This window comes from Baaleninema sp. (assembly GCF_049974805.1).
In the GTDB taxonomy this organism is placed as follows: Bacteria; Cyanobacteriota; Cyanobacteriia; order Cyanobacteriales; family Geitlerinemataceae; genus Baaleninema.
On the sequence record NZ_JBNGCO010000001.1, the window covers coordinates 47913 to 68943 of the forward strand.

Sequence of the window (21031 nt, forward strand, 5' to 3'; positions counted from 1 at the left end):
TCGCGCCGCAAGAAAAACCGTCTCGACTTAGCCGGGAAAATTCAGTTCGCTTCCGAGTTCGATCGTAAAGCTCTTCGCGCAACTCGTCATGTTACCGATCGATACATCTGTTTGGATTAGCCTGTTTCGCGATCGCAGTGGTCGAGTTCGTCTGACCGAGAAGTTTGGAATGGATTCCACGGGATACACTTGATGCATGATGGAAATTCGTCAAACATCGACTTATATTAAGTGGTTTGAATCCCTACGCGATCGCCAAGCCAGAGCGCGTATAGATATCGTATTCGTCGTTTATCGATAGGTAATCCAGGCGATGTTAAGCCAGTCGGTCAGGGTGCGTCAGAACTGCGAATTAATTATGGTCCGGGCTATCGAGTGTACTTTATACAACGAGGTGAGACTTTGATTATCCTCTTGGCAGGAGGAGATAAACGAACTCAAAAACGAGACATTCAAACAGCATTAGATTTAGCAAAAGATTTATAGGAGATCCTCATGGCTACCCTCAAAACCTATCCTTGGGATGCAGCAGAGCATCTAGAAACCCAAGAAGATATCGTTGCCTATCTCGAAGCTGCCCTTGAAGATGGCAATCCTAGCGTAGTGGTGGCTGCATTAGGCGATATTGTGCGTTCTCAAGGAATGACGCAGATTGCCCGTGAAACAGGTATAGAACGTGAAAGGCTCTACAACGCTTTATCGAGTGAAGGCAATCCAGAGTTGGCTACAGTTCTGAAGGTTTTACAGGCACTCGGATTACGCCTCCGGGTTATACCGCTTGCCTAACACTGCATTGGTGAAGGCTTCTCCTGTCGGGAGTCCGCGATCGCTTTTTGGCACAGTAAAATCGAGTAGATGCACTGTTGCACGAGCGATCGAGTCCTCTCTCAAACAGTCGTTATTCTTGTTGTAACATTCTGAGGGTAGAAGCAATGACTGAATTACTCGAACGGGCGATCGCGTAAGCGGTGCGTCGCACTATCGCGAAATTGCAAGCCCGACCTGAAAGCGAGCAAAACGCGATCGCGACTATGATTTTAGAGGAAATTGAGGACGAGCGGCGGTGGGATGAAGCCTTCTCCCGTTCTCCAGATAGACTTGCGAAACTCGCAGCTTCAGCAATGGCTGAGTATCATGCTGGTGAAACCCAAGAACTCGACCCAGATAAGCTGTGAAGTCACGCACGACTGCCCAATTCCGTAAGCTGTTTGTGGATTTGTCGAAGCCAGTTCAAGTTTGAATTGGCGAAAAATCAGCCAGTTAGCAGCGTGATAGATGACGATCGACCCTTCTAAGAAGCCGATTGTTTAAAGTAACGACAATATTTTTTGAGAAAGTTTGTCAGTGAAATCAAATCTTAAAAATATTTATTATTTCTCAACTATTTTTATTATTTATTTGGGTATATTTTTTCGATTTTACGGACTCGATCGATCCATTTTTTGGGTCGATGAAGTCTCCACCGCTATTCGCGTTTCGGGATTCACTAAAGAAACCGTAATTCGAGAAATTTATAAAGATAAAACTTCCAATTTAGAAGAATTACAATTCTATCAAATATCGCCCCAAAATGCAAATTTTCGAGAAGTATTTTCGGCGCTGTCGCAAAGTCCAGAACACGCACCGCTTTATTTTATTTTAACCCGATTTTGGGTCGATCGAGTTGGCGGAACGCCTGGGGCGATGCGATCGCTGTCCGTCCTTTTCGGAATTCTGGCGATTCCCTGCGCTTATGCTTTAGCCTGGGAACTGTTTCAAACTCGTCTAGCTGCGAGTTTCGCCGCCGTTCTCATGGCAATTTCGCCGTTTCAAATTGGCTATTCTCAGGAAGCAAGACCCTATAGTTTGTGGACGGTGGCGGTGTTGTTGTCGGGACTGTTTTTGCTGCGGTCTCTTAAGTCTAACTCTGGGAAAGATTGGATAGGTTACGGCTTGAGTTTGACGCTGGCTTGGTATACCTCATTATTGTCGGGTTTGATGGCGATCGCACATGGGCTTTTTGTTGAGATTTTCTCAGAAGAGAAGTCACCCCAGAAACACAGAAGACACAGAAAATTTTGGGTGGCGGTGGGGGCGAGTTTGGTTTTGTTTTCGCCGTGGTTGCTGGTGTTTCTGCGTGGTTGGGGACGGTTTCAGGAAAATACGACTTGGACGGGAGACGGGGAAAGTTGGGGGGCGATCGTGGGAATTTGGATTTATAGTTTTATCGCGCAATTTGTGGATTTACCGTTTCCAAAAACGCCCTATATTCTTGTTTTGGGGAGTTTGGTGGCGCTTTGGGTGTTGGCGCTTATCGGTGTTTCTTTGGTTTGGGTGGTGCGCCGAACTTCTGCGAACACTCGGTCTTTTATTTTAATTTCTATGGTAACGCCACTGTTGATTTTAGGGGCGATCGATCTCCTCCGTGGCGGTCGGGTTTCGGCGACACCTCGCTATCTGGTTCCGTCCCTGGTGATGGTTCAAATGGCGGTGGCGGGTTTTTTGGGAAGCGGAAGGCTGGACAATTGGAAAAAGTCCGTTGCGGTGATGGTTTTGGTTTTGGGAATTGCATCGGGAATTCACAATCTAGACGCGGTTCCGATGTATCTCAAAGGTCGAAACCAACATAATCCGCCGATTGCAGAAATTCTCAATGATGCGATCGATCCGGTTTTGTACGCCGAACCCTCCCAAATCCCCGATTTGATGTCCTTGAGTCACCATCTCGATAATTCAGTCCGAATTGACTTCCTGACGCCAGAGGCGATCGATTCCGATATCGAAGGATTTCTCTTCAATCCCTCTCCCGAACTTCTCGAAGTCTTACAACAAGAATCATCGAGATCGATGGCCGAAATCTACCAACCCCAACTCCTCACCCCCAACGACACCTATTTATCTCTGTGGACCGTCGTATCTGGCGAACCTTATCCCCAAAACTGACGCCAATAACCGCGAAGTACCGCCAAATACCGACGGAGATGGAGGCGAGGATCGAGGTAGCGACGAACCGTCGAAGTCAGATCGATCGCATCGGAGGATTTCCAACTTCCCAAACACTCAAATTCTTCCCTTTCAAACAATTCCCGACAGCGACGGCGTTGGATTTTTCCGCTAGAGGTGCGCGGGAGACGACCCGGCGAAAGAACGACGATGGCGAACACTTCCGCGAAATGTTCCTGAAACACCGACCAGCGCACCGTTTCCACGATATCCTCGAGGACGAATTGCTTGCGATAGCTGCGATCGATCTCGCAAGCCACCACCAAACGGTCTTCCCCGTCAATTTCGACTGAAAACGCCGCCACGCCGTTTTTCCGCAGTCCCCGATGACTGGCTTCGATGGTTTGTTCGAGATGTTGGGGGTAGTGGTTGAGTCCCCACAACACCATCACTTCGTGGAGACGACCCGTGACGAAGAGTTCGCCGTCTCGCCAAAATCCCAAATCTCCCGTTCTCAGAAATCGCGTTCCGTCACCGCCGCGAATTTCGCCGCCAAAGCTGCGTTCGGTTTCCTGGGGTCGTTTCCAATATCCCTGACAGATGGTCGAACCCGCCACCCAAATCTCGCCGATGCGGTTTTCTCTGACGGGGGTGTGGGTGTGGGAATCGACGATGGCGATGGTTCGATTTCCCCAAGTTCGACCGCAACCGACGACCTCGCGGACGCCGGGTTTGTCGGGAGAGAGGGGAACGACGCGATTTTCTCGCAACGCCGCTTCGTCCAGGGACAAGATGCGCGGTGGGGTGAGTTTGGGACCTCCCGAGACGAACAGCGTCGCTTCCGCCATTCCGTAACAGGGGTAAAAGGCGTCTCGCCGAAACCCGCAGGCTGCAAAGGTTTCGCTGAATCGATCGAGGGTGGCCGGACGAATGGGTTCGGCGCCGGAAAACGCTACTTCCCAAGAACTGAGATCTAAGGTGGCGATTTGGTCGGGGGTGACGTGGCGACAGAGGAGATCGTAGGCGAAGTTGGGGGCGCCGCTGGTGGTGGCGCGATAGCGGGAAATGGCGTTCAACCAGCGAATCGGCTTTTGGACGAAATCGATGGGGGAGAAGAAGATGCAGGGACGACCGAGATATAAGGCTTGGATTACCGTTCCGATGAGTCCCATGTCGTGGAACATGGGAAGCCAACTGACGCCGATGGAGGTGTCGTCGTGACCGAACGCCTGTTTCAGCATGGCTTGGCTGGTGAGGAGGTCGTTGTGGGTGACGATGACGCCTTTGGGTTGTCCGGTAGACCCCGAGGTGTATTGCAAGAAGGCGATCGTGTCGGGGGCTTGGGAGGCTGGAATCCAGTCGTAATCAGGGATGAGGCTATCGGTGGCTAGACCGGGAACGGGAAGTTCGGCGGTGAGTTTGGGGAGTTGGGTTTGGGTACTCAGCAGGAGTTTGGCCTCGGCGTCGCCGAGGCGCTGTTGTAAGTCGATGGCGGTCCGTCGGTTTTGGGGAGGGTGACAGGGTACGGCGATCGATCCGGCGTAGAGACAGCCGAAAAAGGCGGCGATGAAGTCCAGTCCGCGAGAGTAGGGGTAGACGAGTAAGATGCGTTCGCCGCTGAGTTGTTGCTGTTGGAGGTGGGAGGCGATCGATCGGGCTTGGCGATCGAGGTCGCGGTAGGTGAGGGAAATTTCTTCGGTTTCGCCGTTTTTTAGGAAGAGATATGCGGTGCGATCGGGGAATTGTTCGGCGCGATCGCGGAGGAGATCGATCGTGGTTTTTGGGGGTGCGACTGCGGCGGCCATAGTGGAGTTAACGGAGGGGGTACCCGGGAAGGTTGGCGATTAACGTATGATAGTTCAACGTATGATAGTTCAACGTATGATACAACTGCGGCGCAACGGTGGAAACTCTCTAGGGAACAACAATGTTTTTTAGGGTAATTTCGATCGCGCTGCTTGCTAAGCTTATTGTTTGAAGCGTCGAGTAATGTAAATAATTTTATCGTTTTTTAAAGAGTTTCGATCGCAATTTCATAATATTAAAAAACATTAAAATTTCACCTCTAGTCAATCGGGAATATATTAGAGATAATAGAGTTATGTGTAGCATTTTTTAGGGAATTTCCATGATATTTAAAATCTTGAAATCGCCTCGATTGTGGTGGTCTCTCGGCGCGATCGCGTTGGTGGCGACACCCGCAATTTCAGAAGATCCGCGAGATTTAGTCAAACTGCGGAACGACGGTGTCTGTTCCGGTTGCGATTTATCCGGCGCCGATTTAGAAAATGCGGAATTTCCTAACGTCAATTTAGAAGACGCCAATTTAGTCGGGGCGGATTTAAGTGAAGCCAAGCTGACGGGGGGAAATTTAAGCGGCGCGAATTTAGAAATGGCGTCGTTGTGGAGTGCGGATTTATCGGGCGCGAATTTGGAAGGGGCGCGTTTGTTTAAAGCAAATCTCGCGCGGGCGAATTTATCCAACGCCAATTTACAAATTGCTAACCTTTCGGAATCTCATTTAGAAGCGACGATTTTAACCGGGGCGAGTCTCAGAGGGGCGAATTTAGAAGGGGCGGATTTACAAGGGGCGAATTTAGAAGGGGCGAACCTTGAAAATGCTATCTTCGAACACGCTGATTTGGAACAAGTGAATTTAGCCCAAGCGAATTTGTCGGGGGTGAATTTCAATTCTAGCGACTTGTCGGGGGCGAATCTGGAAGGGGCGACGTTACGGGCGGTATCCTTGGATGGAACCAACTTTCAATACGCCGATTTGGAAGATGCGATTATCACTGAAGCGGATTTAAATGGAATCGATTTTAAAGGGGCGGATTTGCAAAATGTCGATTTTTCCGGTGTGGATTTGGAAGGTTCGATTTTTGAAGGGGCGGATTTGAGAAATGCGAATTTCTCCAATTCTAATTTGGAAGGATCAGATTTGGAAGGGGCGAATTTGGAAGGCGTCTCGCTTCAAGGGGCAAATTTGGAAGATGTGAATTTAACGGGGGTGATATTGGGCGATCGAATTTGTACGGATACGGAAGATTGTATGGCGATTTTAGCGACGAACGGACAACTTTAGGTTTGAAGGGTCAAAGTCCTTGAAAGTCCCTATAGGTGCGTTTCACGCAACGCACCTATAGGGGAGATTGGGTTACACAGTTGGCGTCGATTAACTGCGATCGATCGGTTTTGACAACCACGCAGCTATCGCCCTTTTTCAGTAAAACGGGACGTTTCCCTCGTTCTAACTCTGAAATTACCTCAGATACCACGGGATTCAATAAACTGTTAAACAGCCAATCTTTTTGTTTTAAGGGTTGTTTTAAAAAATCTCGATTAAAGGTATTGTTGTCGATAAAAAAGAAATCGATGTTTCGCTGGCGAACGAGGTCTGAAAATTCCGTTTCGTCGTCGGTGTAATGAGCGCGAATTACGTCTTTTGCGGTATTTCTAAAGTCTCGGTAATATTCCACCTGATGGGGGATGGCGAACTCTCTCCCGACGAGGATCGATCGACCGGAAAACGCCGGGATATTGTTCGCTTCGGGTAATAGCGACGCCACCTTAGTATCTATGGGTTGCTGCGCTAAAAACTCGTAAATTTCGGGAGATTTACCAATTTGCCATCCTTGATAGTTTAAGAATACCACGGGAATCAAGGGACCCAGGAGTGAGACGATCGAAAAGATTAGGAATAGTCGCACGCCAATGATGTGGAATTTGGGGAATTTTAAGGATGGATTTTGAAGGTTTGCTTTGGCTAAATCGAGAAAACTGGCGAAGGCGATGGCGGAGGCGATCGAGAGGACAAAACGAAAGCTATGATAGGTGTAGCGACTGGGAAAATGGAATTTGAGTAAGAATATATGGGCGATTGTAAATAATACTAATGAAGCGAGAATTAAATATAAAATTAAAGCGATTTTTTGAGTGTAATATTTATTTTTAAGGTAAAATATTAAAATGGGTAACGCCAAGCCCAGGGGTAAAATAGAGGGGAAAATGGGAATTCTTAAGCCGCTCGATCCGTGAAACAGAAAGCGAAACCAAGAGACGCCGAAATACTCGTTTCGTCCGCCGAATCCGTACTCGGGCATGGTTTTCATTTGCGAAGTGGTGACGACAGTTCCCGATTCGGAGAAGTTGAGGAAAAACGGGAGTAAAACCAGAAAACTCACCAGAGAGGCGGCGATAAAAAAACGATATTTTGGGGGGTTTCGAGTTAAAGTAATGCTGTTTTTCGGTCTGTTGGAGAGCTTGCGATAAGACGAGTTGATGAAATTCCGAAACCGTTGGCGTAGGGGCGAACGGCCGTTCGCCCCTACCTGGGTAGGGGAATCGTAGGAGATCGAATTATACTGCAATTCTAAGAGACCCCGTTTTGGGCGAATTTCCAACAATCGAACCCCTAAAATTGCAATTTCTAAAAGCATAATTTGCGGATAAAATAAACCCTGTAAGGCAATGCAAATTAAGAGTAAAATTAAATTTTCTCGAAGTAAAAAATAGCAAAATGCCGCAAAGAGAGGATAGAGAAACGCCCGAGGTGTCGCCGAACTGAGATCGTCGTTCATCCAAATGGTTTCGTTGAGAACGGTAGCGGATAAAAACGCCAAACTGGGAAGCGAAACCAGTTCCAACGAGGCGGAAAACCAAAACCCCGTTGTCAGTAAAGACAAGCCGAGGGGGACGAACTTGGCGAAAACTAACGGTTCGAGTCCGAATTGGGCGGGAATTGCGTAAAAGCTGCGGTATCCTAACGGGGCGACGGAGAGAAAATAATCGGCGATCGCATCGTTGGGAAACAACGCCGGATCGATAAAGCGTTGCAACCCAACGATATGCTGGCGGGCGTCGTCTTGAACGATATAGTCGAAACTGAAGGCGTAAACGAGAGAAACCAGTCCGAAATAGAGAGAGACGCCGAGACTGGCGCATCCCCAAAAGTAGCGATCGCCCGATTTGTAGTGCAGCCAAGTTTCGAGGATATCGAGTTGTCGTCGCAGCCGATTCATGGAATTACGAGAGTTTTTGGAATTTGGCGACAACGCGATCGAAATACCCCTCTAACAGCGGATCGATCGCCCCGTGAAATCGCGCCAACATCCCCATCATCAACCCCGGCGCAATCACAAAGCGATTTTGACGAACGCCCTTGACAATTTCTCGGGCGATGGCGTCAGGCGTCCAGAGTTTCGCCGTCGCCGTAATCGCCTGAGTTTCCGGGGGTTTGGTGCGGTTTTCCTCCGCCAGTTGCGGCGTATCCGTATCGGGCGGATACACCACCGAAACGCCGATTCCCTGGGGTTTCAACTCGCCCCGCAAGGATTCCGCCAAACCGCGAACGGCGAATTTACTGGGACTGTAGGCACTATAACCGAACAAGCCCACCAATCCCGCCCCGGAAGAGAGAAAGACCAAGTGACCGCGACGGCGTTGTATCATCGCGGGGAGAACGGCGCGAGTGCAGTAGAGGGAACCGAAGTAATTCACCGACATGGCGCGTTCGTAGGTGTCGGTGTCTAAGTCGGTGACGTAACCCGGTTGGGCGATTCCGGCGGATAAGACGAGGAGATCGGGGATTCCCTGACGATCGATCGCTGTTTGGATGGCGGTTTCGGCGGCGGTTCGATCGCTGACATCGGCGGACAGGGCGAGAACCTGTTGGGATGTCACCGCTTCGAGTTCGGCTTTGGCGGCGTCGAGTTTGGCGGAATCTCGCGCGAGGATGGAGAGTTTGGCGTTTTGTTGGGCGAATTTGAGGGCGGTAGCTTTTCCGATTCCACTCGATCCTCCGGTGATGATGATGTGTTGCATGGGGTTTGGGGATGGGGCGTATGGTTGGCCTGTTCACTGTAAACGAACCCGCTCCTCGAACTGAGGGACAATGTTACGATATCGATCGATCCTGTCTCTGCGTGAGAAGCCAGAGGTATTGGTGATGAGGAGAGATCGAGGTGTGCCGTTGAATCGCAAGAACGTCCGTAAGGACTCCGTACCGTCTAAACGAACGGCTTCGCAATCCCAAGACGCCTTGCAATCGGCATCGCCGGCGTCGTCTTCGTCTCGGCGCCGTCGCCGCAAGTCTTCCAAATCTGCCAAGTCTCAGCAACGCAAATGGCAACTTCCCCCCTGGCAAGTCTGGGCGTTGTTGTTCGGTCTCGGTACGATGGGTACTGGAATTACCGCCACAGCGTTGTTGTTGCGGTTGCCCGCCGTTCCGAACTGTCCGTCAATTTTCTGGCCGACGGCTTCGGCGTCGATGCGGCTTTACTGCGGACAACTGGCGGCAAACAAGAACAATCCCGAGGATTTACTCGAAGCGATCGAACTCGTCAGTAGCGTTTCGGAAGATGCGGGATTGCGCCCCACCATCGACCAACATTTGGAACTCTGGACGCAAGATTTACTCGATTTAGCGGAAACGTCCTTTCAAAACGGCAAACTCGTCGAAGCGATCGACATCGCCCGTCGCGTTCCCACCGATACTTTACCGCCCCAACCGCGACAAACCTTAGAACGCACCATCGAACTTCGCATCGAGTCTTGGAAAAAGGTTTGGGCGGAAGGAGAAGACATTTACGAAGCGATCGAAAACCACCTAAAAAACCAACGGTGGACGGCAGCGTTTCGAGAAGCGACGAACCTGTTGGAGGTGGACAACCAATATTGGGCGACGACGAAATATCAAGAAATTACCCAGCGCGTCCAACAAGCCCGAGACGATACGAACAAACTCGCCAACGCTCGAAATCTAGCCAATCGCGGCGATGTCGATAGTATTCTCGAAGCGATCGCCCTGGCCGAACAAATCGGCTTAGAAAGTCCCGCCTATCCCGTCGCCCAAGACGCCCTGGAAGACTACGGAAAGCAACTCCTCGATTTGGCAGATGCCGCGTTGGAGGTGCGAAACCTCACCGAAGCCATTTCCATCGCCCGTCGGGTTCCGGCGAGTACGCAACTGAAGGACGAAGCGCGAGATTTCGTGACTCTGGCGCGGGCGCGGTTCTTGGTGTGGCAACCGACGGTGACGAATTTGGAAAACGCCATCGCCCAGGCGCAAAAGTTGGAAGTGGACAGTCCTTTATATAACGAAGCCCAGCAGTTAATCGGTCAGTGGCGACAAGCCATCGATCGGGTGGCGTTACTGGAACGGGCGCGAAACACGGCGCGGACGGGCAGCGTGGCGGATTTGACCGCCGCCATCGCCCAGGCGGAACTGGTGTCGAATTCGACGCCGCTGTACGATGAAGCTCAGGAAGAGATTTCCCGTTGGCGCGATCGCCTGGAAACTTTGGAAGACCGCCCGATTTTGCGGAAAGCCCAAGAGTTGGCGCAACAGGGGGATTACCAATCTGCCATCGCCCAAGCGAGTCAGATTTCGCGCGATCGCGCCCTCTACGACGAAGCGCAACAGTGGATTTATCAGTGGCAAAGTGCCATCGCCGAACGGGAAGACCGACCGATTCTCAACCGCGCCCAACAGTTGGCGAATCTGGGGAATCTCAACGACGCGATCGCCACCGCCGGGCAAATTCCTTCGAGTAGTCCCCTCTACGATGACGCCCAGGCTTCGATCGCGCAATGGTCGGGAAGGATTCGCGATCGCAAACTCCTTGACGAAGCCTACAACATTGCCCGTGGCGGTTCGCCGGAAGCCCTAGAAGCGGCGATTCGCACGGCCAACGGGATTTCGTCTTATGGCGGTTGGCGCAGCCAAGCCGACGGCGCGATTCGCGATTGGAGTTGGCAGATTTTGGAGGTAGCCCGCGATCGGGCAACCTACGACCTTTTCGGCGCGATTTCTGCCGCCGAACGAATTCCCTCGTTTAGCGACGCCTACCCGGAGGCGCAACGACTCATCGCCGATTGGGACACGGAGTTAAATCCGCCCCCGACGCGGGAAGTGGCGCCAGAGTCCAACGAACTGAAACCCGAAGAAAGTAGTTCGTTTGACGAACAAATTCCGGTTCGCGAGTTCGGCCGTCCCCTGGATTGAGATTCTCCCCCTCTCCCCTGCTTCCTCTAGCGCCAATGTCCCACCAAAACGAACGGCGCCCAAAAATGGGGACTGGAAAACCCCTCGCTGTGGAGTAAGTTGAGTTGTGCTTGTCGTAAGGCTTCGGCTTTGTTGGGGCGGTTCTGTTGGCTGAGATGGCGTAGCGATCGATAAAACTGCGCCATCAGTCGCGCGGTGGAGCGATCGTTGACGTGCCACAAACTGCCGAGGGTACTGCGGGCGCCGGCGCGAATCCCCATTCCGGCTAAGCCTAAGACGGTGCGATCGCTCCCTTCGGCGGTTTGACAAGCACTCAACACCAACAGTTCTAACGGCGTTCTCGGACGAGCGCCGTTTCCTTGCAACATCTGCGCCAGTCGATCGAGGGTTAGGGGACGATCCCAAGCCAGGACGAAGGTATTTTCGGCGAAGGCGTCGAATTGGGCGTGCGTGGCGATGTGAACGGCACTGAAACGGTGAGAGTTGAGAGCAGATGCGAGGCGGTGGCTGAGAAATTCCTCGTCAAACAGGGTTTCGCTGGACACTAAGGATTCGATCGCCTCCAGTTCGTCGCCGACGTAGGGTAAATCTGACCAGGTGGTGCGATCGAGTTGGGGGAACTGTTTCCAATCAGTTTGGCTGAAACTGGCGCGTCCAGCGGCTAACAGCTTCGACTGGGGAAACTCCCGCGACGCCCACGGCGGCAGTTTCCAACTGGGGGCGATGGCGATGGCGTAGCGTTCGATTAAGTAGCGATCGCCATCGTACAACGCCGCAACAGGGATATTTCGTAAAGGTCCATCGAGAACGAAGGCGACCGTGGTGCCGTCTCGGGCGTTTAAATCCTCCTCGAGGGGGCGAAACAGGAAATCGTAAGCCTGTTCGAGGACGGGTTGCCAGTTGAAATTTTGTGCGAGAGCTTGATAGGTGATGTTGGCGAAAGTTTCGAGATTGGGGTCGGGAAGGGGCGATCGATAGTGGCGTAACGGTTGGTGGGGAACTGAGACGATGGCGTGCAAGCCGTCGGGGAGGACGATGGTATAAACGGCGTTGATATTTGGGTCGAGGTCTTGCAGCGGGCGTTCTGCGGCTTCGATGCAGGCGTCGCCGAAAAAGTTATCCAGTTCCGCCAGTTGCAGGGCTTCGATGGCATCTCGCGCCTGGGTCAGTTCCTCGGGGGTGGGGGAGGGTTCGGACAACAGCAACCCCACCCATTCTCGATAGACGGGTTCGACTTCATCGCGAAAGTCGTATTGTACGTCTGGGTTGAGGGCAGCGAGATCGCGACGCAGGGCTTGTAGGGTTTCGATCGATCCCCGATACGCCTCTAACGCCGCTGTTCGATCGCCGCCTCGGTAGGACAACCGCCCCAGTTGCCATTGCCAGCGATAACTCACGCTGGGGGCGTTGATGGCGTAGGACAGTGCCAAGGCTTCTCGGGTTAGGCGTCGGGCGTCCTCGAACCGTCCGGCGATTTCGTAGAGTTCCCCCAACTGTCCCAAGGCGTAGGCTTCTCCCCAGCGATCGCCGAGACTTCGGGCTTGATTGGCGGCGTGGCTGATGATTTCCGCGAGGTCGGTGAAGGAAACGGGGTCGATCGTCGGTGAAGGGGGGCGACAGTGGCGCACGACGGGCGCCACGTAACTGAGGGGGCGCGGGCTATCCTCAGCGGCCAGTTTCAGACAGGTGAGGCTGTGGGCGAAGTTCAATTGTTCGGTGATGCTGTCGCGACTCGGCGGTTGGGCGGCGAGGCTTTGGGAGATCGATCGCTGTAACGGCCGCAAGTCGTCACGACTGTGAGTCTCGGCGGCTAAACTCAATAGGTTCAGTTGCGTTCGCCGTCGTACCGTTTCCGAGGTGGAAATCTCCAAGGCTTGGCGGTAAAAACGGGCGGCGGTGTCGTGGGCGGGAACCGTCGATCGACCGTAACCGCGATACCGTTGGGCGATGGTGCGATGGAGGTTTCCCAAACTCACGAAGATGTCGGCGATCGATGGATTTTCTAACTGTTGCGAGTTTAGCTGTTGCGAGAGGGTCAACGCCGTATGTAAAACGGGTTCGGCGGCGCGAACCGCTCCCAATTCAGTTAAAACTTCCCCGAATTGCTGTAGCCACCGGATACGTTCTTCCGTGACGGGAACGGTTTCTAAGTCGTTGAGTCGATGGAGTTGTCGATCGCTGACGATGGCCTGAAGGCTTTCCCGGGACAATCCCAGAACTTCCCCGAGTCGAAACGCCGCCTGTCGGTATCGGCCGTCTCGTCGCAGCGATCGAACCTCTTGTAACAGGTCGAATCGCACCGGTTCTTGAGGTAACGCTTCCCAGGTTTCGATCGCCGTTACCGGATCGATCGAACCCCCGTAAATCGCCACGGACAACCACAACGCCACCGCGAACCACAGCACCCAAACCCACCTGCGACGCTGTTTCATCAAATTTCGCGACAAAATCCGTAGAAGAGGCTTCTAGCCCGTGGAAACCCCTTAAAAACTCACGTTCTCACCGAACGCGACTTTGAATCACCTCCTCGATTTCACCAACCTGATTTCACCAACCTGATTTCACCATCCCCAGGTTCCCGGTTCTCCTTTAAAAGGTCCGACGATATCCTTCGTAATCCAACCCCCGTAAAAATCTCCCGCTTGGGCTTGCACCCGTTCGTCATCGACGTAACAAGCCTCCATGCGACTCGGATAAAACGCCACGTATCCCCGTAAACTGGCAAAAGCTGGCGTGGGGTTGGCATAAAACCAAGCGGCGTTTTCAGCGGTTTTATCTCCCACTTTGACCGTGTAATATCCCGCCGACCCTTTCCACTCGCAAAAGGAGGCGCGGGCGGTTTTGACGAGATACTCAGTTTTAATATCTTCCGGGGGAATGTAGTAAACCGGAGGATGGCTGGTTTCGAGGACGCGCTTAGCCTGTTGGGTGTCGGTGAGGGTTTCGCCGTTGAAGACGACGCGAATGCGTTTGGAGGAGTCTTCAAGTCGCGGCGGACGGGGATAGTCCCAAACGGATTCTTGACCCGCGCCGGGTTCGATGCGTTGCGGCGGTTTTCTGAACATAACGGTAGAAATATCGAGCGATCGCGATCGAACTGCTATTCCGTGATTCCGGAAATTTTACAGCGATCGCCTGTTCAAATATTGTACGGTTGCGAACCTTGAAGAGGGTGCAAAATACTGATTCGATTCGATCGTAAAAGATTTCAGGCGATGGTTGTCAAGCCCTCGAGATAGTCTTTCAGTTGACGTTCGTGGTCGTGACAGAGATTGTCGAACGGTAACGCCTCGAGGGGAAACGATCGCACGTCGAGAATTTCGTGAGTATCTCGGGCGCCGAGTTTCCCGTCTGCTTCCACTTCCAATAAAATCGAAATCGAATGAATGCGCGGGTCGCGATCGGGATGGGAATACACCCCCACCAACCGACACAACCGCCGCAAGTCCAGACCCGTTTCCTCCCGTAATTCCCGTTTGGCGGCGTGGGGAATATCTTCCCCCCAGTCGATAATCCCGCCGGGAAGTCCCCACTCTTTCGTATCCCGTCGCAGGATTAACACGATTTCACCGTTGGGAAGCAGCGGAATTAACGTGGTTCCGGTAATCGGATGCCGGAAAATCACGCCTAACACGGTTTTGACGTACTGCCAAATTCGCCCGATCGTACTCATGGGTATATATTTTTACGAAGATTGAGTGGAAGATTTCCAACCCAGAGGTTGTATTCTTTTAGCGGAATTGAAAAAGTATTAAAGTTTGAATATAGCACGGTTGATTCAAACCGACCGGAATTTCTGGTAATTCAAAAACCGCGAACGATAGGTTTATTTGAGCAAACTGATTTTAAATCATTAATTCAAATCAAGTTTTAAATCATTAATTCAAATCAAGTTTTAAATCAAGTTTTAAATCAAGTTTTAAACCTCGGGTTCGATCGCCATTCCATCGGATCGATTAGATCCCCGGCATATTGGAGATGCCGGGGATATGACGGGAGCCAACCCAACCGCTACGGAATTCGTTGTAACAACTGCTGCGTAGTATTCGCCCACTGAAGTAAACCCTGTTGTGAGTATAACTGTCGCGCGTATTCCAACACTTCCCGAGCGCGATCGAACTGCTGACGTTCCAAAAACACCAACCCCGCACCGTAATAGGCGTTCGGATATTGAGGGTTGGCATCTCTGGCACGACGAAACGCATTTAAAGCATCTTCCAAATCCCCATCCGCAAAGAAAATCGATCCCAATTGATAGTGCGCTTCGGCATAATTTGGATTGAGTTCGATCGCCCGTTGCAATTCCGACCGCGCCCGTCTCAACCGTCCCTGTTGCGTATACAAAACCCCCAAATAATAGGACGGTTCGGCAGCATTTTCACTGTAGCGTTTGGCCTGACGAAATCTCTCGATCGCCTCCTCCACGTTCCCTTGTTGGAAACGAACCAAACCCAAATTATAGTAAGCCAAACCCAACTGCGGATCGAGTTCGATCGCCCGTTCCAAATACTGAGTCGCCCGTTCCAAATTATTAGCTTCCAGCAACACCGCCCCCAAATTCCCGTAAGCCAACGCAAACCCCGGATCGGTTTCCGTCGCGCGATAAAACGCATCGGCGGCGGCTTGAAACTGTCCCGTCTGACGCAACGCCAACCCTAAATTATAGTATGCCGGAGAAAACTGCGGGTCGATGGCGATGGCCGACTCGAAGGCGGCGATGGCTTGTTGCAACTGTCCCTGCTGCACGTATTGCAACCCTTGATTTAACTGAGGTTCCGCTGGAGAGCGTACCGGAACTTGCTGCGCCGCCGTCGGCGGTACGACGAGGTTTCCGCCGACAGTTCCCAGCCATAGCAACGCCCCCATTGCGACGCTCAAACCTTTCATATAAGAGAGTTTTGGAATTAACAAGACAGACACGACAGGAGTCGATCGCATCGATTGTAACTTTCCTATCTCGGCTTTTGGGGAACGTCCTCGGACCAAACGCCAAAAAAACGCCCGTACTGAAACCAGCACAGGCGTATTGTCCGTTGGGAGGCGGACGCCAAAGAAACGTCCGTTACGTGGCTGAAAATTCCAACCCAGAAAATCTCAAAGAATTAGCGAGAAATCACCTGTTCGGGGTCGTAATCCGGCTCGTGAGACGTGACCGCCTTCATGTACTGCGCCCGTTCGTAAGCGGACTTATCGGGACAGTGCATCTGGCTCATACTTCCCTGCATCTGCTGAATGGACTCGTACTCGTTTTCGTCCATCCAATGCTGGATTTCCCGTTCCAGGGTGCGAATGTACCCGACACCGTGGCGCAACAACACCGAACAAATCTGAGTAATCTTCGCCCCCGCCATCATCATTTTAATAACGTCGGTTCCCCGTTGAATGCCGCTGGTGGCGGCCAAATCCGCTTGAATTTGACCGTACAGCAGCGCAATCCAGCGCATGGGAAGCCGCATTTCGTGAGGCGTACTCAGCAAAACGTGGGGATAAACTTCCAGGTTGTCCAAATCGATGTCCGGTTGGTAGAAACGGTTGAACAACACCAACCCTTTCGCCCCCGCGTCGTCGAGGCGTTGCGCCATGTTGGCGAAGTTGCTGAAAAAGGGACTGAGTTTCAACGACACGGGAAGGGAAACTTCCGCTTCGACGTCCCGCAGGGTGTCGATATAGTTGCGTTCGACCTGTTCCCCCGTCATGTTGGGGTCCGTGGGAACGTAGTAAATGTTGAGTTCGATCGCATCTGCCCCCGCTTCCTGCATCAGTTGGGCGTATTCGACCCAACCGCCGGAGGAAAAGCCGTTCAAACTGGCGATGATAGGAATGTCAACGCTGGCTTTGGCTTGGCGGATATGTTCGAGGTACAGTTCCGGCCCCACGTGGTACTCGTCCGGTTCGGGAAAGTACGTCAGGGCTTCGGCGAAACTCTCAGTTCCGTATTGCAAGTGGTGGTGTAACTCGAATTTTTCCCGCAGAAGCTGTTCTTCAAACAACGAGTGCAACACCACCGCCGCCGCACCGGAGTCTTCCATGCGTTTAATGTTGTCGATGTCTTCCGTGAGGGGGGCGGCTGCGGAGGGAACCAAGGGAGATTTGAGGTTCAGTCCCAGGTAAGTCGTGGTTAAGTCCATAGTCCTTCTCTCTGTTTACTCGATCGCCGTCAGGGGTGAGGTGAGGTGATGAGGCGGTGAAGTGATGAGGAAGTGAAGTGATTTCTCATCATCCCATCATCTGGTCATCCCATCATCTCCCCACCTCCTCACCGGGAAACTACGCTTTCACCGAGGGCGGTTGCGTTTCGTCCGAGGCCGCCGCGTCTTCTTGGCTGTGTCCGTTGTGACCCTGGCCGTTGCCTTTGACCTTGCCATCGTCCACGGGACGGGCGGCGAGATATTGATACATCTGCCAGCGGGTATCCACGTCGGCTTGGGCTTCTTGTAACAACCGCTTCGCGTCTTGGGGTTTGGTTTTGGTGAGCATCTTGAAGCGGTTTTCGGCGTACATGGAATCCCGTACCCCTTTCTTGGGCGATCGCGAATCGATGTGTAAGGGGTTCTTGCCTTCGGCTTTCAAGTCGGGGTTGTAGCGATACAACAACCAACGTCCGCTTTCGACCAGGGCTTTTTGGTGGCTCATCGCGGTGGTCATGTTGATGCCGTGGGCGATGCAGTGACTGTAGGCGATGATGAGCGAAGGTCCGTCGTAGGCTTCGGCTTCGAGGAAGGCTTTCAGGGTATGTTCGTCCCGCGCCCCCATAGCCACGGAGGCCACGTAGACGTTGCCGTAGGTCATGGCAATTAAGCCCAGGTCTTTCTTGGGTGCGGGTTTGCCCCCGGCGGCGAATTTGGCGACGGCACCGCGCGGCGTGGCTTTGGAAGACTGTCCGCCGGTGTTGGAGTAGACTTCGGTGTCCATCACCAAGATGTTGACGTTGCGTCCGCTGGCAATCACGTGGTCGAGTCCGCCGAAGCCGATGTCGTAAGCCCAACCGTCACCGCCGACAATCCAAACGTCTTTTTTGACCAGGTAATCAGCTAGAGAACGCAGTTGTTTGGCGTCGGGACTGTCGATGTTTTCGAGGGCTTGTTTCAACTGCTGGACGTATTCCCGCTGTTCCCAAATGTCGGCTTCGGATTTTTGCGGGTTGTCGAGGATGTTTTGAACTAGGTTGTCCCCGATTTGTCCGGCCAGTTTTTGCAGTAGTTCGCTGGCGAAGGCGGTATGTTTGTCGAGGGACATTCGGAAGCCGAAGCCAAATTCGGCGTTGTCTTCAAAGAGGCTGTTCGACCAAGCCGGTCCCCGTCCGTCGGCGTTTTGCGCCCAGGGGGTGGTGGGGAGGTTGCCGCCGTAGATGGAGGAACATCCGGTGGCGTTGGCGATGACGCTGCGATCGCCGAACAGTTGGGAGATGAGTTTGAGGTACGGGGTTTCGCCGCATCCGGCGCAGGCTCCGGAGAACTCAAACAGGGGTTCTTGCCATTGTTGTTGGCGAATGCGATCGAGGTGCAAATGACGGCGATCGGGATTCGGCAATTCCATGAAGAAATCCCAGTTTTCCCGTTCCGGTTCCCGCAACGGCAGTTGCGATTCCATGTTGATGGCTTTCTTCGAGGGCATGGATTTGTTTTTGGCGGGGCAAACGTCCACGCACACGCCGCATCCGGTGCAGTCTTCGGGTGAAACTTGGATGGTGAATTTCTGGCCGCCGAAGTTGGGGTCTTTGTCTTTCAAGTCGGTGAACTTGAAGGTACTGGGCGCGTTGGCTAACTCGCCTTCGTCGTAGGCTTTGGCGCGAATGACGGCGTGGGGGCAAACCATGACGCATTTACCGCACTGCACGCAAACGTCGGGGTCCCACACGGGGATTTCTTGGGCGACGTTGCGTTTTTCCCATTTGGAGGTTCCGGTGGGATAGGTTCCGTCGCAGGGGAGGGCGCTGACGGGCAGTTCGTCCCCTTGTCGGGCCAGCATTTTGCCTTCGATGTCGCGCACGAAGTCGGGGGCGGCGTCGGGAATCGGCGGGCGCATCCGAACGGTGGAGTTGGCTTGGCCGACGTTGACTTCGTAAAGGTTGTCTAGGGTGGCGTCTACGGCGTTGAGGTTCATTTGGACGATTTCCCGTCCTTTTTTGCCGTAGGTTTTTTCGATGGCTTTTTTGATTTGGCCGATGGCTTCGTCCCGAGGCAAGACGCCGGAGAGGGCGAAGAAACAAGTCTGCATGACGGTGTTAATCCGTCCGCCCATGCCGTTTTCTCGCGCCACTTGATAGGCGTTGATGACGTAGAACTTCAGGTTCTTGCGGACGATTTCTTCTTGGATTTCCAGCGGCAGCCGATCCCAGACTTCTTCGGGTCCGTAGGGGCTGTTGAGGAGGAACGTGGCGCCGGGGGCTGCGGCTTTGAGGACGTTAAGTTTTTCGAGGAACGTCCATTGGTGACAGCCGACGAAGTTGGCTTGGTCGATGAGGTAGGTCGATCGAATGCGATCGGGTCCGAAACGCAGGTGCGATACGGTGACGGCGCCGGATTTTTTGGAGTCGTAAACGAAGTACCCTTGGGCGTAGTTGTCGGTTTCGGAACCGATGATTTTGATGGAGTTTTTGTTGGCGCCTACGGTGCCGTCTGACCCTAAGCCGTAGAATACGGAACGGACGACGCTCTCGGGTTCGGTGCTGAAGTCGGGGTCGTATTCGATCGAGCTGTTCGTCAGGTCGTCGTGAATGCCGACGGTAAAGTGGTTTTTGGGCTTGTCTTGGGACAGGTTGTCGAAGACGCCCTTAACCATTGCGGGGCTGAATTCTTTGGAGGACAAGCCGTAACGTCCGCCGACGATTTTCGGCATTTCGCCTTTCCAGGCTTCGTTGAAGGCGGACACCACGTCGAGATAGAGGGGTTCGCCACTGGCGCCGGGTTCTTTGGTTCGATCGAGGACTGCGATTTTTTTGACGGTTTTGGGGAAGGACGCCAGGAGTTTTTCGACGTCCCAGGGGCGATACAACCGCACTTTCAACACGCCCACTTTTTCGCCCTGTTGGTTGAGATAGGCGACGGCTTCGTGGGCGGTTTCGCAGCCGGACCCCATCAACACCACGACGCGATCGGCATCGGGAGCGCCGTGATATTCGTAGATGTGATAGCGGCGCCCGGTGAGAGAGGCGAATTGGTCCATGGCCGCTTCCACCATACCCGGGCAGGCGCTATAGAAGGGGTTGACGCTTTCGCGGGCTTGGAAGAAGACGTCGGGGTTTTGGGCGGTTCCCCGCAACACGGGGCGATCGGGCGTCATGCCACGGGAACGATGGGCGTATACCCAATCGTCGTTTATCATCTCCCGCAATACCGATTCGTCGAGTTCTTCGATTTTTTGGATTTCGTGGGAGGTGCGGAACCCGTCGAAGAAGTGGATGAAGGGAACCCGCGATTCCATGGTCGCCACTTGGGAGATGAGGGCGAAATCGTGGGCTTCTTGCACCGACGCCGAACACATCAGGGCGAATCCGGTGGCGCGGGCTGCCATGACGTCGCTGTGATCGCCGAAAATGGAGAGGGCTTGGGCAGCAACGGAACGCGCCGCCACGTGAATGACGGCGCTACTGAGTTCCCCGGCGATTTTGTAGAGGTTGGGAACCATCAACAGCAAGCCTTGGGATGCGGTGAAGGTGGTCGTCAGGGACCCGGTTTGTAGCGATCCGTGAACGGCCCCGGCTGCGCCGCCTTCGCTTTGCATTTCGACGACGGAGGGAACAGTACCCCACAGGTTCGGACGCCCTTCGGACATCCAAGCGTCCGCCCATTCGCCCATGGGAGAGGCGGGGGTGATGGGATAAATGGCGATAACTTCGTTGAGTCGGTAGGCAACGCGGGCAACGGCTTCGTTTCCGTCTAGGGTGGCGTAGGTTTTGGCGTTCATCCTCTTCAATCCTTTGCGAGCGGCTTAGAGGTTCGTGAGCGGGAGGGGAACGACGAAAAGGGTCGGTTCCACGATGGCAACTCCGCGAGGGGCGATCGAACTCCTCTTTGCACAAACCCAGGTTGAGACACCGTGGGAATTAGAAACTCCCGATTCGGCTCGAGTTCGTTGTTCGGTTTTTTGAACCTTTTAAACAAC

Annotated in this window: 15 protein-coding genes; 6 read left to right on the forward strand and 9 right to left on the reverse strand. The window is 53.2% G+C overall.

Features of this window, described 5'->3' with window-relative positions; translation table 11 throughout:
- Window positions 1–297: 297 nt before the first annotated feature.
- The 4 genes from ACP5D4_RS00200 (at window position 298) to ACP5D4_RS00215 (ending at window position 2922) form a co-directional block, all read left to right on the forward strand.
- The gene (locus ACP5D4_RS00200; RefSeq protein WP_428009673.1) at window positions 298–486 is read left to right on the forward strand and encodes a type II toxin-antitoxin system RelE/ParE family toxin; all 189 of its coding nucleotides are present in this window, start codon (window positions 298–300) and stop codon (window positions 484–486) included.
- 9 nt (window positions 487–495) lie between these two features.
- The gene (locus tag ACP5D4_RS00205) at window positions 496–786 is read left to right on the forward strand and encodes an addiction module antidote protein (RefSeq protein WP_428009591.1); all 291 of its coding nucleotides are present in this window, start codon (window positions 496–498) and stop codon (window positions 784–786) included.
- Between the two features lie 245 nt (window positions 787–1031).
- Window positions 1032–1175 carry a hypothetical protein gene (locus tag ACP5D4_RS00210; RefSeq protein ID WP_428009592.1) on the forward strand — a complete coding sequence of 48 codons (144 nt, stop codon included), beginning with the start codon at window positions 1032–1034 and terminating at the stop codon, window positions 1173–1175.
- A gap of 223 nt (window positions 1176–1398) precedes the next feature.
- Window positions 1399–2922, forward strand: a complete 1524-nt coding sequence (locus tag ACP5D4_RS00215; protein ID WP_428009593.1) for a glycosyltransferase family 39 protein — start codon at window positions 1399–1401, stop codon at window positions 2920–2922.
- Here ACP5D4_RS00215 and ACP5D4_RS00220 read toward each other — a convergent pair.
- Window positions 2907–4727 (reverse strand): fatty acyl-AMP ligase, encoded by a 1821-nt coding sequence (locus tag ACP5D4_RS00220; RefSeq protein WP_428009594.1) that lies wholly within the window; start codon window positions 4725–4727, stop codon window positions 2907–2909. The two genes, ACP5D4_RS00215 and ACP5D4_RS00220, sit on opposite strands and share 16 nt — an antisense overlap.
- A gap of 323 nt (window positions 4728–5050) precedes the next feature.
- Here ACP5D4_RS00220 and ACP5D4_RS00225 point away from each other — a divergent pair, with 323 nt between their 5' ends.
- Entirely contained in the window at window positions 5051–6007 is a 957-nt protein-coding gene (locus ACP5D4_RS00225) for a pentapeptide repeat-containing protein (RefSeq protein WP_428009595.1), read from the forward strand.
- A 55-nt stretch (window positions 6008–6062) separates the two neighbouring features.
- Here the strand turns inward: ACP5D4_RS00225 and ACP5D4_RS00230 are convergent, their stop codons facing one another.
- Together ACP5D4_RS00230 and ACP5D4_RS00235 are read right to left on the reverse strand one after the other, a co-directional pair.
- The gene (locus ACP5D4_RS00230) at window positions 6063–7943 is read right to left on the reverse strand and encodes a hypothetical protein (RefSeq protein ID WP_428009596.1); all 1881 of its coding nucleotides are present in this window, start codon (window positions 7941–7943) and stop codon (window positions 6063–6065) included.
- 4 nt (window positions 7944–7947) lie between these two features.
- Complete coding sequence (locus ACP5D4_RS00235) at window positions 7948–8745, reverse strand: SDR family oxidoreductase (protein ID WP_428009597.1); 798 nt, start codon at window positions 8743–8745, stop codon at window positions 7948–7950.
- Between the two features lie 142 nt (window positions 8746–8887).
- On the opposite strand from ACP5D4_RS00235, the gene ACP5D4_RS00240 reads away from it, so the two are divergent.
- Window positions 8888–10927, forward strand: a complete 2040-nt coding sequence (locus tag ACP5D4_RS00240) for a hypothetical protein (protein ID WP_428009598.1) — start codon at window positions 8888–8890, stop codon at window positions 10925–10927.
- A 26-nt stretch (window positions 10928–10953) separates the two neighbouring features.
- Here the strand turns inward: ACP5D4_RS00240 and ACP5D4_RS00245 are convergent, their stop codons facing one another.
- The 6 genes from ACP5D4_RS00245 to nifJ all read right to left on the reverse strand — a co-directional run bounded on the left by ACP5D4_RS00245 (window position 10954) and on the right by nifJ (window position 20833).
- The gene (locus ACP5D4_RS00245) at window positions 10954–13359 is read right to left on the reverse strand and encodes a CHAT domain-containing protein (protein ID WP_428009599.1); all 2406 of its coding nucleotides are present in this window, start codon (window positions 13357–13359) and stop codon (window positions 10954–10956) included.
- Between the two features lie 129 nt (window positions 13360–13488).
- Complete coding sequence (locus tag ACP5D4_RS00250) at window positions 13489–13992, reverse strand: DUF427 domain-containing protein (protein ID WP_428009600.1); 504 nt, start codon at window positions 13990–13992, stop codon at window positions 13489–13491.
- Window positions 13993–14135: 143 nt separating this feature from the next.
- Window positions 14136–14600 (reverse strand): NUDIX domain-containing protein, encoded by a 465-nt coding sequence (locus ACP5D4_RS00255; protein WP_428009601.1) that lies wholly within the window; start codon window positions 14598–14600, stop codon window positions 14136–14138.
- A 338-nt stretch (window positions 14601–14938) separates the two neighbouring features.
- The gene (locus ACP5D4_RS00260) at window positions 14939–15847 is read right to left on the reverse strand and encodes a tetratricopeptide repeat protein (RefSeq protein WP_428009602.1); all 909 of its coding nucleotides are present in this window, start codon (window positions 15845–15847) and stop codon (window positions 14939–14941) included.
- A 182-nt stretch (window positions 15848–16029) separates the two neighbouring features.
- Window positions 16030–17055 (reverse strand): dihydroorotate dehydrogenase-like protein, encoded by a 1026-nt coding sequence (locus ACP5D4_RS00265; RefSeq protein WP_428009603.1) that lies wholly within the window; start codon window positions 17053–17055, stop codon window positions 16030–16032.
- Window positions 17056–17194: 139 nt separating this feature from the next.
- On the reverse strand, window positions 17195–20833 hold the full coding sequence (gene nifJ / locus ACP5D4_RS00270; protein ID WP_428009604.1) for a pyruvate:ferredoxin (flavodoxin) oxidoreductase: 3639 nt from the start codon (window positions 20831–20833) through the stop codon (window positions 17195–17197).
- Window positions 20834–21031 lie beyond the last annotated feature (198 nt).

What these genes read in the sequence shown, in the direction of transcription:
- ACP5D4_RS00205 (WP_428009591.1), top strand. Translation starts at nt 496, where the DNA reads ATGGCTACCCTCAAAACCTATCCTTGGGATGCAGCAGAGCATCTAGAA.
- ACP5D4_RS00210 (WP_428009592.1), top strand. Translation starts at nt 1,032, where the DNA reads ATGATTTTAGAGGAAATTGAGGACGAGCGGCGGTGGGATGAAGCCTTC.
- ACP5D4_RS00230 (WP_428009596.1), bottom strand. Translation starts at nt 7,943, where the DNA reads ATGAATCGGCTGCGACGACAACTCGATATCCTCGAAACTTGGCTGCAC.
- ACP5D4_RS00235 (WP_428009597.1), bottom strand. Translation starts at nt 8,745, where the DNA reads ATGCAACACATCATCATCACCGGAGGATCGAGTGGAATCGGAAAAGCT.
- ACP5D4_RS00220 (WP_428009594.1), bottom strand. Translation starts at nt 4,727, where the DNA reads ATGGCCGCCGCAGTCGCACCCCCAAAAACCACGATCGATCTCCTCCGC.
- nifJ (WP_428009604.1), bottom strand. Translation starts at nt 20,833, where the DNA reads ATGAACGCCAAAACCTACGCCACCCTAGACGGAAACGAAGCCGTTGCC.
- ACP5D4_RS00255 (WP_428009601.1), bottom strand. Translation starts at nt 14,600, where the DNA reads ATGAGTACGATCGGGCGAATTTGGCAGTACGTCAAAACCGTGTTAGGC.
- ACP5D4_RS00225 (WP_428009595.1), top strand. Translation starts at nt 5,051, where the DNA reads ATGATATTTAAAATCTTGAAATCGCCTCGATTGTGGTGGTCTCTCGGC.
- ACP5D4_RS00250 (WP_428009600.1), bottom strand. Translation starts at nt 13,992, where the DNA reads ATGTTCAGAAAACCGCCGCAACGCATCGAACCCGGCGCGGGTCAAGAA.
- ACP5D4_RS00245 (WP_428009599.1), bottom strand. Translation starts at nt 13,359, where the DNA reads ATGAAACAGCGTCGCAGGTGGGTTTGGGTGCTGTGGTTCGCGGTGGCG.
- ACP5D4_RS00265 (WP_428009603.1), bottom strand. Translation starts at nt 17,055, where the DNA reads ATGGACTTAACCACGACTTACCTGGGACTGAACCTCAAATCTCCCTTG.